Origin of the sequence: Parasedimentitalea psychrophila, assembly GCF_030285785.1 — a bacterium.
Lineage (GTDB): Bacteria > Pseudomonadota > Alphaproteobacteria > Rhodobacterales > Rhodobacteraceae > Parasedimentitalea > Parasedimentitalea psychrophila.
Map to the genome: position 1 here is coordinate 2,099,382 of NZ_CP127247.1, position 13,623 is coordinate 2,113,004.

Here is a 13,623-nt window from a genome sequence, read left to right on the forward strand (position 1 = left end):
ACGCTGGGCTTTTCAAAGCCTGGCAAACTTGAGCCGGGATGTCTGACATCCCAAACTTGGAGAGAACTGTGGATAGAGCCCAGAAAGAGAAATTGGTCGACGAACTCGGCCAGATCTTCGAAAGCTCTGGCGTTGTTGTGGTATCACACTACGTCGGTCTGACAGTTGCTGATATGCAAGATCTGCGCGCCCGGGCAACCGAAGCGGGTGGAGCTGTGCGTGTTGCCAAAAACAGGCTCGCCAAAATCGCCCTCGAGGGAAAGTCATGTGCAAGCATTTCTGACCTGCTGACAGGGATGACCGTTCTGACCTATTCCGAGGACCCCGTGGCAGCTGCCAAGGTGGCCCAAGGGTACGCAAAAGATAACAAAAACTTTGTTATCCTTGGCGGTGCAATGGGTGAGAATGCTCTGGACGTTGCCGGCGTTGAAGCCGTGTCGAAAATGCCTTCGCGCGACGAGCTTATTGCTCAGATCGCAAGCTGTATCGGCGCACCTGCTTCCAACATCGCTGGCGCAATTGGCGCACCTGCAAGCAATATCGCAAGCATCCTTTCGACCATCGAAGAGACGGCGGAAGCTGCGTAAGCGGTTGGCACTGAATGACCGATGTGGGGCATCTGCCCTGGCGTTGGAAAAAACACACTGATAACGGAAAGAGCTGATAACATGGCTGATCTGAAAGCACTCGCAGAAAGCATCGTGGGCCTGACCCTGCTGGAAGCACAAGAACTGAAAACCATCCTCAAGGATGAGTACGGCATCGAGCCCGCCGCTGGTGGCGCCGTTGTTATGGCTGCAGCTGGCGACGCTGGTGCATCCGAAGAAGAAAAGACCGAATTCGACGTCGTGCTGAAGAGCGCCGGCGCATCGAAGATCGCTGTGATCAAAGAAGTTCGCGCGATCACCGGTCTGGGCCTGAAAGAAGCTAAGACTCTGGTCGAAGCAAACGGCAAAGTCAAAGAAGCTGTGTCCAAGGACGAAGCTGAAGACGTTAAAGCCAAGCTGGAAGCAGCTGGCGCCGAAGCTGAAGTGGTCTAAGCAACCGCTTCAGGGGGCTTGGGTCGGTATTCTCCTCGGGGGATCCGGCTCACACTCTCGGAAATTTGGCTGGGCCCGGAAATTCCGGGTCCAGCCGAACCTGTCTTAGTAAGGACCTGGATTGCGGGTTTTTTCTAAGGCGAGGTTATATGGATCGGGAGGCCGCCATTCGGGACGGTGGCCATGAATTGATCCGACCACGCTGTCTCGTATGGGCAAGGTGCCGGAACCCGGCGGCATCCTTGACCGGTGAGAACTTGAAAAGGTGACATCTGACATGGCTCAATCGTTCCTTGGCCAGAAACGTCTTCGTACATACTACGGCAAAATCCGCGAAGTGCTGGAGATGCCGAACCTCATTGAGGTGCAGAAATCTTCTTATGATCTTTTCCTGCGCTCGGGTGATGAACCCCAGCCGATGGAAGGTGAAGGCATCAACGGCGTGTTCCAGTCGGTCTTTCCGATCAAGGATTTCAACGAAACCTCCATTCTGGAGTTCGTGAAATACGATCTGGAGAAGCCCAAGTACGACGTCGAAGAATGCATGCAGCGCGACATGACCTATGCGGCTCCGCTAAAGGTCACCCTGCGTCTGATCGTGTTTGATTTCGACGAAGACACCGGTGCAAAATCGGTCAAAGACATCAAGGAACAGGATGTGTTCATGGGCGATATGCCCCTGATGACACCCAATGGTACCTTTGTCGTCAATGGCACCGAGCGGGTGATCGTCTCGCAGATGCACCGCTCTCCTGGTGTGTTCTTTGACCACGACAAAGGCAAAACCCACTCCTCGGGTAAGCTGTTGTTTGCCTGCCGCATCATCCCGTATCGCGGCTCATGGCTGGACTTTGAGTTCGACGCCAAGGACATCGTCTTTGCCCGTATCGACCGTCGTCGCAAACTGCCTGTCACCACCCTGCTCTATGCTCTGGGTCTGGACCAGGAAGGCATCATGGATGCCTATTACGACACCGTCAGCTACACTCTTGAGCCGGGCCGCGGTTGGGTTACCCCGTTCTTCCCCGAGCGTGTACGTGGCACCCGTCCGACCTATGATCTGGTTGACGCCAAGACCGGCGAAATCATTGCCGAATCCGGCAAGAAAATCACTCCGCGCGCAGCCAAGAAGCTGATCGACGACGCGGCTATTGCCGATCTGCTGGTTCCATTCGATCACATTCTTGGAAAATATGTCGCCAAGGACATGATCAACGAAGAAACCGGCGCTATCTATGTCGAGGCCGGCGATGAGCTGACCCTAGAGCATGACAAGTCCGGCGAACTCATTGGTGGGTCCCTCAAAGACCTGATGGATGCGGGTATCACCGAGATTCCGGTGCTGGACATCGACAACATCAATGTCGGTCCCTACATGCGCAACACTATGGCAGCGGACAAGAACATGGGCCGCGACACCGCGCTCATGGACATCTACCGCGTCATGCGTCCGGGCGAGCCACCCACCGTCGAAGCGGCTTCGTCGCTGTTCAACACATTGTTCTTTGATAGCGAACGCTATGATCTGTCGGCTGTTGGCCGGGTCAAGATGAACATGCGTCTGGCTCTGGATGCGGACGACACTCAGCGCACCCTGCGCAAAGAAGACATCATCTCCTGTATCAAAGCGCTGGTTGACCTGCGCGATGGTCGCGGCGGCGTTGACGACATTGACCACCTGGGCAACCGTCGTGTGCGTTCCGTTGGCGAGCTGATGGAAAACCAGTACCGTGTTGGCCTGCTGCGTATGGAGCGCGCCATCAAGGAACGGATGTCATCGGTCGAAATCGACACTGTGATGCCGCAGGATCTGATCAACGCCAAACCGGCTGCTGCCGCTGTGCGTGAATTCTTTGGCTCGTCGCAGCTGTCGCAGTTCATGGACCAAACCAACCCACTGTCCGAAGTGACCCACAAACGCCGTCTCTCGGCGCTTGGACCTGGCGGTTTGACCCGCGAGCGGGCTGGCTTTGAGGTGCGTGACGTTCACCCGACCCACTATGGTCGGATGTGCCCGATTGAAACGCCCGAAGGTCCGAACATTGGTCTGATCAACTCGCTGGCTACTTATGCCCGCGTGAACAAATATGGCTTTATCGAAACACCTTATCGTGTGGTAACCGACGGTCACGTGACCGACGAAGTTCACTACATGTCAGCCACCGAGGAAATGCGTCACACTGTGGCGCAGGCCAACGCCTCGCTGGATGAGAACGGCAATTTCGTTAATGATCTGGTCTCCACCCGTCAGTCCGGCGACTATACGCTGGCGCCGCGCGAAAACGTTGACCTTATCGACGTGTCGCCCAAGCAGTTGGTCTCGGTTGCGGCCTCGCTGATCCCGTTCCTCGAAAACGACGATGCGAACCGGGCCCTGATGGGCTCGAACATGATGCGTCAGGCTGTTCCACTGCTGCGGGCCGAGGCACCACTGGTTGGCACCGGTATCGAAGAAGTTGTTGCCCGCGATTCCGGCGCTGCCTATATGGCGAAACGCGCTGGTGTTGTTGACCAGGTTGATGCCCAGCGTATCGTGATCCGCGCCACTGCGGATCTTGAACTGGGTGATGCTGGCGTTGACATCTATCGCATGCGCAAGTTCCAGCGCTCAAACCAGAACACCTGCATCAACCAGCGTCCGCTGGTTAAAGTAGGCGACAAAGTGATCAAAGGCGAAGTTATTGCCGATGGTCCGTCGACGGATCTGGGCGAACTGGCCTTGGGTAAAAACGTGGTCGTCGCGTTTATGCCTTGGAACGGTTACAACTACGAAGACTCCATCCTGATCTCTGAGCGCATTGCGCGCGATGACGTGTTTACTTCGGTGCATATCGAAGAATTCGAAGTCGCCGCTCGTGATACAAAGCTTGGCCCAGAAGAAATCACCCGTGATATCCCCAACGTCGGCGAGGAAGCCCTGCGCAACCTCGACGAAGCGGGTATTGTCTACATCGGCGCCGATGTAGAGCCGGGCGACATTCTGGTTGGTAAAATCACCCCCAAGGGCGAAAGCCCGATGACGCCAGAAGAAAAACTGCTGCGCGCCATCTTTGGTGAAAAAGCCTCGGACGTTCGCGACACCTCGCTGCGTGTGAAGCCGGGTGACTTTGGCACGGTTGTCGAAGTGCGCGTCTTTAACCGCCACGGTGTGGAAAAAGACGAACGTGCGATCCAGATCGAGCGTGAAGAAGTTGAACGCCTGGCCCGTGACCGTGACGATGAGCTGACAATCCTGGACCGCAACATCTACGCCCGCCTAAAGGGCATGGTGCTGGATCAAACCGCTGTCAAAGGTCCCCGCGGTATTCGCGGTGGCACTGTGATCACCGAGGAAATGTTGACCTCGATGATCCGCAGTCAGTGGTGGATGCTGGCGCTGGAAGACGAGAAGGGCGCTCAGGCTGTCGAGGCTCTGAACGAGCAATACGGCATCCAGAAACGCGCTTTGGACGCGCGCTTTGAGGACAAGGTCGAGAAAGTCCGTCGGGGCGACGATCTGCCGCCAGGTGTGATGAAGATGGTCAAAGTGTTCATCGCGGTGAAGCGTAAGCTGCAGCCGGGTGACAAAATGGCCGGTCGTCACGGCAACAAAGGTGTGATTTCCAAGGTTGTACCGATGGAAGACATGCCGTTCCTGGCTGACGGGACCCCGGTTGACTTCTGTCTGAACCCACTGGGTGTGCCATCGCGTATGAACGTTGGTCAGATCCTTGAAACCCACATGGGTTGGGCCGCACGCGGTCTGGGTATCAACATCGACGAAGCCCTGGGTGAGTACCGCCGGTCCGGCGACCTGACCCCAGTGCGCGATGCGATGAAGCTGGCCTACGGTGAGACCGTTTATACCGATGGTATTGTGGACATGACCGAGGACGAGTTGCTCGAAGCTGCTGGGAACGTAACCAGCGGTGTTCCTATCGCAACACCCGTCTTTGATGGTGCCAAAGAGGCTGACGTGGACGATGCGCTGGTGCGTGCCGGATTCGACACTTCTGGTCAGTCGATCCTGTTTGATGGCCGCACAGGTGAGCAGTTTGCCCGCCCTGTGACCGTCGGCATGAAGTATCTGCTGAAACTGCACCACCTGGTGGATGACAAAATCCACGCCCGCTCAACCGGTCCATACTCGCTTGTTACTCAGCAGCCGCTGGGTGGTAAGGCGCAGTTCGGTGGTCAGCGCTTTGGGGAAATGGAAGTCTGGGCTCTCGAAGCTTATGGCGCCGCCTATACCCTGCAGGAAATGCTGACAGTCAAGTCGGATGACGTGGCAGGCCGGACCAAGGTCTATGAAAGCATCGTCAAGGGCGAGGACAACTACGAAGCAGGCGTCCCAGAATCGTTCAACGTTCTGGTGAAAGAAGTTCGTGGCCTTGGCCTGAATATGGAACTCCTGGATGCGGAGGACGGCGAGTAAGGGCCCTGCGCCCTTACCACCATCATCCCTTCCGCACGAATTTGAGGATTCAAAAATGAACCAGGAACTGACGAATAACCCGTTCAATCCGCTGACACCCCCCAAGGTGTTCGACGAGATCAAAGTCTCGCTGGCCTCGCCAGAGCGGATCCTGTCGTGGTCGTATGGCGAAATCAAAAAGCCAGAAACCATCAACTACCGCACGTTCAAGCCCGAGCGTGACGGCCTGTTCTGCGCACGTATCTTTGGCCCGATCAAAGACTATGAGTGCCTGTGCGGCAAATATAAGCGCATGAAGTATCGCGGCGTTGTCTGCGAAAAATGTGGTGTTGAAGTCACGCTGCAAAAGGTCCGCCGCGAGCGTATGGGCCACATCGAGCTGGCCTCGCCGGTTGCGCATATCTGGTTCCTCAAGTCGCTGCCGTCGCGCATCGGCCTGATGCTGGACATGACTCTGCGTGATCTGGAGCGGGTTCTCTACTTTGAGAACTACGTGGTGATCGAACCCGGTCTGACCGATCTGACCTATGGCCAGATGATGACCGAAGAAGAGTTCATGGACGCCCAGGATGCCTATGGCATGGATGCTTTCACCGCCAATATCGGCGCCGAAGCGATCCGTGAAATGCTGGCAGCGATTGATCTGGAAGCCGAAGCTGAGCAGCTGCGCGCCGATCTGGCCGAAGCCACCGGTGAGCTGAAGCCCAAGAAGATCATCAAACGTCTGAAGGTCGTTGAGTCCTTCCTCGAGTCGGGCAACCGCCCTGAGTGGATGGTTCTGACTGTTATTCCGGTAATTCCACCAGAGCTGCGCCCGCTGGTGCCGCTGGATGGTGGCCGCTTTGCGACCTCGGATCTGAACGATCTGTATCGCCGGGTGATCAACCGGAACAACCGCCTGAAGCGTCTGATTGAGCTGCGCGCCCCTGATATCATCGTCCGCAACGAAAAGCGGATGCTGCAGGAATCGGTTGATGCTCTGTTTGACAACGGCCGTCGCGGCCGCGTTATCACTGGCGCCAACAAGCGTCCGTTGAAATCGCTGTCCGACATGCTGAAGGGTAAGCAGGGTCGCTTCCGTCAGAACCTTTTGGGCAAACGCGTCGACTTCTCGGGTCGTTCGGTTATTGTGACCGGCCCAGAGCTGAAGCTGCACCAATGTGGTCTGCCGAAAAAGATGGCGCTGGAACTGTTCAAGCCGTTCATCTATTCGCGCCTTGAAGCCAAAGGTCTGTCTTCCACTGTGAAGCAAGCCAAGAAGCTGGTGGAAAAAGAGCGTCCCGAAGTCTGGGATATCCTGGACGAAGTGATCCGCGAACACCCGGTCATGCTGAACCGTGCACCAACACTGCACCGTCTTGGTATCCAGGCGTTTGAACCGATCCTGATCGAAGGTAAGGCCATCCAGCTGCACCCACTGGTCTGCTCGGCGTTCAACGCTGACTTTGACGGTGACCAGATGGCGGTTCACGTTCCGCTGAGCCTTGAGGCCCAGCTGGAAGCCCGCGTGTTGATGATGTCGACCAACAACGTTCTGTCGCCTGCCAACGGCGCGCCGATCATTGTTCCGTCGCAGGATATGATCCTGGGTCTGTACTATGTGACGCTGGACCGCAAAGGCATGCCGGGCGAAGGCATGGTGTTTGCCTCGCTGGAAGAGGTTCAGCACGCATTGGACGCTAAACTGGTGCACTTGCACACCAGAATCACCGCTCGGGTGACGCAGATCGACGAAGAAGGCAACGAAGTGTTCGAGCGCTTTGAAACCACTCCGGGTCGGATGTTGCTGGGCGATTTGCTGCCCAAGAACGCCAAGGCTCCGTTCTCGCTGGTCAACCGTCTGCTGCGTAAGAAAGAAGTCCAGACTGTCATTGATACCGTCTACCGGTATTGCGGTCAGAAAGAATCGGTCATCTTCTGCGATCAGATCATGACCATGGGTTTCCGTGAATCGTTCAAAGCCGGTATTTCCTTCGGTAAGGACGACATGCTGATCCCGGACTCAAAATGGCCGCTGGTGAATGCTACCCGCGGTCAGGTGAAGGATTTTGAACAGCAGTATATGGACGGCCTGATCACTCAGGGCGAAAAATACAACAAAGTTGTTGATGCCTGGTCCAAGTGTAACGACAAGGTCACCGACGCGATGATGGGAGCCATCTCGGCTGCCAACTATGACGAGTCCGGTTCTGAGATGGAACCGAACTCGGTCTATATGATGGCGCACTCCGGTGCGCGTGGCTCGGTCACTCAGATGAAACAGCTGGGCGGTATGCGCGGGTTGATGGCAAAGCCAAACGGCGACATCATCGAAACCCCGATCATCTCGAACTTTAAAGAAGGTCTGTCCGTGTTGGAGTACTTCAACTCCACCCACGGTGCCCGTAAGGGTCTGTCAGATACGGCTTTGAAAACAGCGAACTCGGGCTATCTGACCCGTCGTCTGGTTGACGTGGCGCAGGATTGTATCGTTCGCGATCATGACTGTGGCACCGACACGGCAATCACCGCGGTGGCGGCTGTCAACGATGGTGAGGTTGTTGCAACTCTCGGCGAACGTGTCCTTGGTCGTGTTGCGGCTGAAGACATCAAGAAGCCAGGCACCGAAGACGTGCTTGTGGCTCTGGGTACATTGATCGACGAACGTATGGCCGATGCCATCGAAGAGGCGGGTGTTCGGTCTGCCCGGCTTCGTAGCCCGCTGACATGTGAGGCCGAAGAAGGCGTCTGTGTCATGTGCTACGGTCGTGATCTGGCCCGCGGCACCATGGTGAACACCGGCGAAGCCGTCGGTATCATCGCGGCGCAGTCGATTGGGGAACCTGGCACACAGCTGACCATGCGGACCTTCCACATTGGTGGCGTTGCGCAGGCTGGTCAGCAGTCGTTCCAGGAAGCAACTGTCGATGGTACCATCGTCTTTGAGAACGCGCAGACCCTGACCAATGCCAGTGGCGAAGTCATGGTTCTGGGCCGCAGCATGAAGCTGATCATCCAGGATGAGCACGGTGAAGATCGGGCGACCCACAAACTGGCCTATGGTTCCAAACTGTTCGTGTCCCAGGGTCAGCAAGTGGCCCGCGGTCTCAAACTGTACGAATGGGATCCCTACACACTGCCAATCCTCGCTGAAAAAGCAGGTACGGTTAAGTATGTGGACCTGATCAACGGTATCGCTCTGCGCGAAGAAACCGATGAAGCCACCGGGATGACACAGAAGATCGTTGTCGATTGGCGGACAGCTCCCAAAGGCGGCGAGCTGAAGCCGGAACTTATTCTGGTCGACAAAGATGGCGAACCAGTGCGCAATGAGTTGGGGCACCCGGTTCACTATGGCATGTCGGTTGACGCGGTTCTGTCGATCGAAGACGGGGACGAAGTTCAGGCCGGTGACGTTATTGCGCGTATCCCGCGTGAAGGCGCCAAGACCAAGGACATCACCGGTGGTCTGCCACGGGTTGCGGAACTGTTCGAAGCCCGTCGTCCCAAGGATCACGCAATCATCGCCGAAATCGATGGCTACGTGCGCTTTGGTCGCGACTACAAGAACAAGCGCCGGATCTCGATTGAGCCAGCGGATGAGTCAATGGAAACCGTGGAATACATGGTGCCCAAGGGCAAGCACATCCCGGTTCAGGAAGGTGACTTCATCGCCAAGGGTGAATACCTGATGGACGGCAACCCGGCACCGCATGACATTCTTGCGGTTATGGGTGTCGAAGCACTGGCCAACTACATGGTTGACGAAGTGCAGGACGTTTACCGTCTGCAGGGCGTGAAGATCAACGATAAGCACATCGAAGTTATCGTGCGTCAGATGCTGCAGAAGTTGGAAGTTCTGGACAGCGGTGACACCACCCTGCTCAAGGGCGAACACGTCGACAAGCACGAGTTCGATGCGGCCTGTGAAAAGGCTGTGGCCAAAAAAGGCCGTCCGGCCCGTGGCGAGCCGATCCTGCTTGGGATCACCAAGGCTTCGCTGCAGACCCGGTCGTTCATCTCGGCGGCATCGTTCCAGGAAACCACGCGGGTTCTGACCGAGGCATCGGTGCAGGGCAAGCGCGACAAACTGGTCGGTCTGAAAGAGAACGTCATCGTTGGCCGTCTGATCCCAGCCGGCACCGGTGGTGCCACCGATCGTGTGCGCAACATTGCTCAGGACCGCGACAATGTGGTGCTCGACGCGCGCCGCCTAGAGGCCGAAGCCGCGGCAGCCCTGGCGGCTCCGGTGATGGACGAGGATATCATCGGTGGTGATGTGTTCGACAATCTGGTGGATACTCCAGAGAGCCGCGATTGATCGCTTGATCCGATAATTTAAAAAGGCCCCCGCAGAGAAATCTGCGGGGGCCTTTTTGTTTGCCGCCCGCCGTCTTGTCCAAGTCGCCTCTTCCCTTTCGCGGCCTCAGGTGGTTGGGTCAGGAGACGTGAAATTTGGCACCGGGGCGATCTATGGATCTGAGGGTAAAAATGGTTGGACTGCTGCGCTTTTCGGTGCTCAGCCCGACCTATTATTCAGAGCGTTTCGGGACATTGGACGAAACTGCGGCGCATCTGTTCTCGCCCGAGCGGCTGGAGTTGCGGTTTCGGATTTTCGAATCCCTGTGCCTGCCGTCGCTGATGCGGCAAAGCGATATGGATTTTACACTGGTGGTGCTGACTGCCAAATCTCTGCCAGAGCGCTATCTGGCCCGTCTCCTTGACCTGCTCGATCCGCTGCCGAATGTGATCTGTCGCCCGGTGGACACCGGTATTCATTATCGGCTGCTGAAACGGGCTTACGCCTCGGTGCCGCTGGACGATGCCAGCCATCAGATCCTGTTCCGGCTGGATGACGACGATGCGGTGGATATCAATTTTGTGCGCCGCACCAAACATATGGCCCGCGGTATGATCCCTCTTCAGGGCGGGGATACGCCTTTTGTGCTGGCCAATAATCGCGGCTTTTATGTGCAAAAAACGGAGAACGGGGTTGAGGTGTATGACGCCTGCGAAAAGGCCCCTTTGTCCACCGGCACCGCATTGGTGGCCCCGGTTGGCCATGGCGCCAATCCCTACCGCTACAATCACCGGAAATTTGGCCAGCACTTCAATATGTTTTCCGACATTTCGCTGCCCGCCTTTGTGCGCACCATTCATGGCGACAATAAATCCGACCCAACCCAGATGGGGCTGACCCGAAAATGGGGCAAGGAGCGGATCGAGGCTGGGTTGAAGCAGCATTTTGACCTGTCCGTGGGTGCCTTGCAGGAATTGCTACAATGACCGGAAATCAGATCGGTGCGCTGCTGATGATGGGCAGTATGGCGGGGTTCACCTTCAATGATGCTTTGGTGAAAACCGTCGGAGGCGCGATGCCGCTGTCGCAGATCCTGACTCTGCGCGGCCTGGTCGCGACGGTTTTGATCTATGCGCTGGCGCGGCGGTTGGGCACATTGCGGTGGAACCTGCCACGGCGCGATTGGGCCATGATCGCCGCCCGCTGTCTGGCCGAGCTCTGTGCCACCTATCTTTTTCTGACCGCGTTGATGGTGACTCCACTGGCCAATCTGACGGCGATCCTGCAGAGCCTGCCGCTGACCATCACCCTGGGTGCGGCGGTGTTTTTGGGTGAACCTGTTGGCTGGCGCCGGATGGCAGCCATTCTGGTCGGGTTCTGCGGAATTGTACTGATTGTCCGCCCCGATGTGGATGGCTTTGGCGAGGGAACGCTTTATGCTCTGGCTGCGGTTTTGGCAATTACCGCGCGTGATTTGCTGACCCGGCGGATGTCGAGCGAAGTGCCATCGATGGTGGTCACACTGATGGCCTCGCTGTCGGTTTTGCTGTTCGCGGTGCTTGCCTCTACCCAAGTGACATGGGAGCCGGTTTCCGGCAGTAGCCTGGCCGCAATTACCGGCGCCGCCCTGTTCATTTTTGTCGGCTATCTGTGCTCGGTGATGACGATGCGGGTTGGTGACGTCGCCTTTATTTCACCGTTTCGCTACACCGGCTTGCTCTGGGCCTTACTGTTGGGGTGGCTGGTGTTCGATGAGTGGCCAGATGCTTTGACACTGCTTGGGGCGGCTATTGTCGTCGCAACTGGCATGTTCACGCTTTACCGTGAACGCAAGGTTTCAGGCGGCTGAAAACACCTGCCGAATGTGATCGGCGTCCAGTGCGAAGCGGGCGATGAACTCGCCTTCCTGTGCTGGGGTAAGAGCCTCGACCGCGACGGGTTTTGCCGCTTTTTGGCGGGAGTCGTTAAAACTATTGATAGTGCGCACAAACATCGGCGCGTCGGTGATCGTCACGGTTGGCATGAAGCGATGAATTTTCTCATGCGCGAAGTTCATGATGGTCAGCGGACAGTCACCTTGCACATAGAGCCCCATGGCGGCGACATAATAGGGCCGGTGGACCTCACTCGCGGCGATGCCACTGGCGCCGACTTCGGCCATATAGCCACGGTTGAAGTCAAAGGCGACGGTTCGGTTGTTGGCAATCAGTCCTGAACAGTCCGACACCGAGGCCCGCAGCCGTTCGATGAAATCCACCGAAACCGCATCGTCGTCATCATGACGGAATTGCAGGCAGGGCCGCGCCGGATGCCGCCGCGCCGCGTTCAGGATTTCCTTCATCACCGGCCGCTGTTTGCGCGGCGGTTCCGCGTGGATGCGGATCTGGGGGATATCTGCGCAGAGATCATGCAGGCGGTCCAAATGGCGTTTGGGCAGGCTGTCGCCGATTACAATGATCAGCTCAAAGTCCGGATCGGTCTGCGCCTTCAGGCAGGGCAGGGCGACGGTTTCCATCAGCCGAAACCTCTCTTCCAGCCGCAGCTCACTATAAAGATAGGCAATCCGTTCCGCGACAGTTTCATGTTCGACCTGAAACCCACCCAAGGCGGGATACGAGAACCGGCACAGCCCAATGATTTGCATGAAAATTGACCCTGATTATAAAGTAACTATGTAGACGGCACTATGGCCCGCCAAATGGCCACGGGCAAGTTTCACGGTGGCCTGGCTCAGCGCAGAATGCTGCCGGTGGATGTGGGCGCCTTAGCTCCTGTTGACATCATCTGCGACTCCCCATATACGCGCGATATCCGGCATTTGAGGTCTCCTCATAAGCCGATATCAAAACTGTAGTGGACCAAGATTCAGGCACCTATCGCTTGGATCCTCTGTAAACCCACCGCGTCGCTCACCTCGGAATGGGAGCGATTGCGGTTTTTGCGCTTGTGTTATCATAGCGTGAAAGATTGAGCCGCACGCAACAGCGTGCATGACCATGAGTTGCAAAACGGGGAATGAACCGGAATGCCAACGATTCAACAGCTGATCCGCAAGCCGCGGCAGCCGAAAGTAAAACGATCGAAGTCCATGCATATGCAAGGCTGTCCGCAAAAGCGCGGCGTCTGCACACGTGTGTACACGACCACTCCTAAGAAACCAAACTCCGCGATGCGGAAAGTTGCCAAGGTTCGCCTGACCAACGGTTTTGAAGTGATCTCCTATATCCCGGGCGAAAGCCACAACCTTCAGGAACACTCCGTGGTTCTGATCCGTGGCGGCCGGGTAAAGGATCTTCCCGGCGTTCGTTACCACATCCTTCGCGGTGTTCTGGATACCCAGGGCGTCAAAGACCGTAAGCAACGTCGTTCGAAGTACGGCGCGAAGCGTCCTAAGTAAGAGGAATATTCGATGTCACGTCGTCACGCCGCTGAGAAGCGCGAAATTCTGCCCGACGCCAAATTTGGCGATCGCGTATTGAGCAAATTCATGAACAATCTGATGATCGACGGTAAGAAGTCGATCGCAGAGCGGATCGTCTACAACGCAATGGATCGCGTTGAGAGCAAGATCAAACGTTCGCCCGTCGAAGTCTTCCACGAAGCCCTCGACAACATCAAACCTTCGGTCGAAGTTCGTTCGCGCCGTGTGGGTGGTGCAACCTATCAGGTTCCGGTCGAAGTGCGCCCCGAGCGTCGCGAAGCCCTGGCCATTCGTTGGTTGATCAACGCCTCGCGCGCTCGCAACGAGAACACCATGGAAGAGCGCCTTGCAGGCGAGCTTATGGACGCTGTCCAGTCCCGTGGTTCCGCCGTTAAAAAGCGCGAAGACACCCATAAGATGGCCGACGCAAACAAAGCGTTCAGCCATTATCGCTGGTAACCTCTAAAGG

At 56.7% G+C, this 13,623-nt stretch carries 9 protein-coding genes; 8 read left to right on the forward strand and 1 reads right to left on the reverse strand.

The window, feature by feature from the left end:
• Positions 1 to 68: 68 nt before the first annotated feature.
• The 6 genes from rplJ to QPJ95_RS10180 all read left to right on the forward strand — a co-directional run bounded on the left by rplJ (position 69) and on the right by QPJ95_RS10180 (position 11,582).
• Positions 69 to 587 carry a 50S ribosomal protein L10 gene (gene rplJ / locus QPJ95_RS10155; protein ID WP_270920939.1) on the forward strand — a complete coding sequence of 173 codons (519 nt, stop codon included), beginning with the start codon at positions 69 to 71 and terminating at the stop codon, positions 585 to 587.
• A gap of 81 nt (positions 588 to 668) precedes the next feature.
• Positions 669 to 1,040 carry a 50S ribosomal protein L7/L12 gene (gene rplL / locus QPJ95_RS10160; protein ID WP_270920938.1) on the forward strand — a complete coding sequence of 124 codons (372 nt, stop codon included), beginning with the start codon at positions 669 to 671 and terminating at the stop codon, positions 1,038 to 1,040.
• Between the two features lie 277 nt (positions 1,041 to 1,317).
• Entirely contained in the window at positions 1,318 to 5,454 is a 4,137-nt protein-coding gene (gene rpoB / locus QPJ95_RS10165) for a DNA-directed RNA polymerase subunit beta (RefSeq protein WP_270920937.1), read from the forward strand.
• A 55-nt stretch (positions 5,455 to 5,509) separates the two neighbouring features.
• Complete coding sequence (rpoC, locus tag QPJ95_RS10170) at positions 5,510 to 9,754, forward strand: DNA-directed RNA polymerase subunit beta' (protein WP_270920936.1); 4,245 nt, start codon at positions 5,510 to 5,512, stop codon at positions 9,752 to 9,754.
• A 152-nt stretch (positions 9,755 to 9,906) separates the two neighbouring features.
• Positions 9,907 to 10,719: a glycosyltransferase gene (locus QPJ95_RS10175; protein ID WP_270920935.1), complete on the forward strand. Its 813-nt coding sequence runs from the start codon at positions 9,907 to 9,909 to the stop codon at positions 10,717 to 10,719.
• Positions 10,716 to 11,582: a DMT family transporter gene (locus QPJ95_RS10180; RefSeq protein WP_270920934.1), complete on the forward strand. Its 867-nt coding sequence runs from the start codon at positions 10,716 to 10,718 to the stop codon at positions 11,580 to 11,582. The genes QPJ95_RS10175 and QPJ95_RS10180 overlap by 4 nt, the downstream gene beginning before the upstream one ends.
• Here the strand turns inward: QPJ95_RS10180 and QPJ95_RS10185 are convergent.
• Positions 11,571 to 12,377 carry a putative rhamnosyl transferase gene (locus QPJ95_RS10185; protein WP_270920933.1) on the reverse strand — a complete coding sequence of 269 codons (807 nt, stop codon included), beginning with the start codon at positions 12,375 to 12,377 and terminating at the stop codon, positions 11,571 to 11,573. The genes QPJ95_RS10180 and QPJ95_RS10185 overlap by 12 nt on opposite strands.
• A gap of 381 nt (positions 12,378 to 12,758) precedes the next feature.
• On the opposite strand from QPJ95_RS10185, the gene rpsL reads away from it, so the two are divergent.
• Both rpsL and rpsG read left to right on the forward strand, forming a co-directional pair.
• Positions 12,759 to 13,130 (forward strand): 30S ribosomal protein S12, encoded by a 372-nt coding sequence (gene rpsL, locus QPJ95_RS10190; RefSeq protein WP_127750150.1) that lies wholly within the window; start codon positions 12,759 to 12,761, stop codon positions 13,128 to 13,130.
• 12 nt (positions 13,131 to 13,142) lie between these two features.
• Entirely contained in the window at positions 13,143 to 13,613 is a 471-nt protein-coding gene (gene rpsG / locus QPJ95_RS10195) for a 30S ribosomal protein S7 (RefSeq protein WP_270920932.1), read from the forward strand.
• Positions 13,614 to 13,623 lie beyond the last annotated feature (10 nt).

Coding starts and splice junctions, on each gene's coding strand:
- QPJ95_RS10185 (WP_270920933.1), bottom strand. CDS start 12,377: ATGCAAATCATTGGGCTGTGCCGGTTCTCGTATCCCGCCTTGGGTGGG.
- rpoB (WP_270920937.1), top strand. CDS start 1,318: ATGGCTCAATCGTTCCTTGGCCAGAAACGTCTTCGTACATACTACGGC.
- QPJ95_RS10180 (WP_270920934.1), top strand. CDS start 10,716: ATGACCGGAAATCAGATCGGTGCGCTGCTGATGATGGGCAGTATGGCG.
- rplL (WP_270920938.1), top strand. CDS start 669: ATGGCTGATCTGAAAGCACTCGCAGAAAGCATCGTGGGCCTGACCCTG.
- QPJ95_RS10175 (WP_270920935.1), top strand. CDS start 9,907: ATGGATCTGAGGGTAAAAATGGTTGGACTGCTGCGCTTTTCGGTGCTC.
- rpsL (WP_127750150.1), top strand. CDS start 12,759: ATGCCAACGATTCAACAGCTGATCCGCAAGCCGCGGCAGCCGAAAGTA.
- rpsG (WP_270920932.1), top strand. CDS start 13,143: ATGTCACGTCGTCACGCCGCTGAGAAGCGCGAAATTCTGCCCGACGCC.
- rpoC (WP_270920936.1), top strand. CDS start 5,510: ATGAACCAGGAACTGACGAATAACCCGTTCAATCCGCTGACACCCCCC.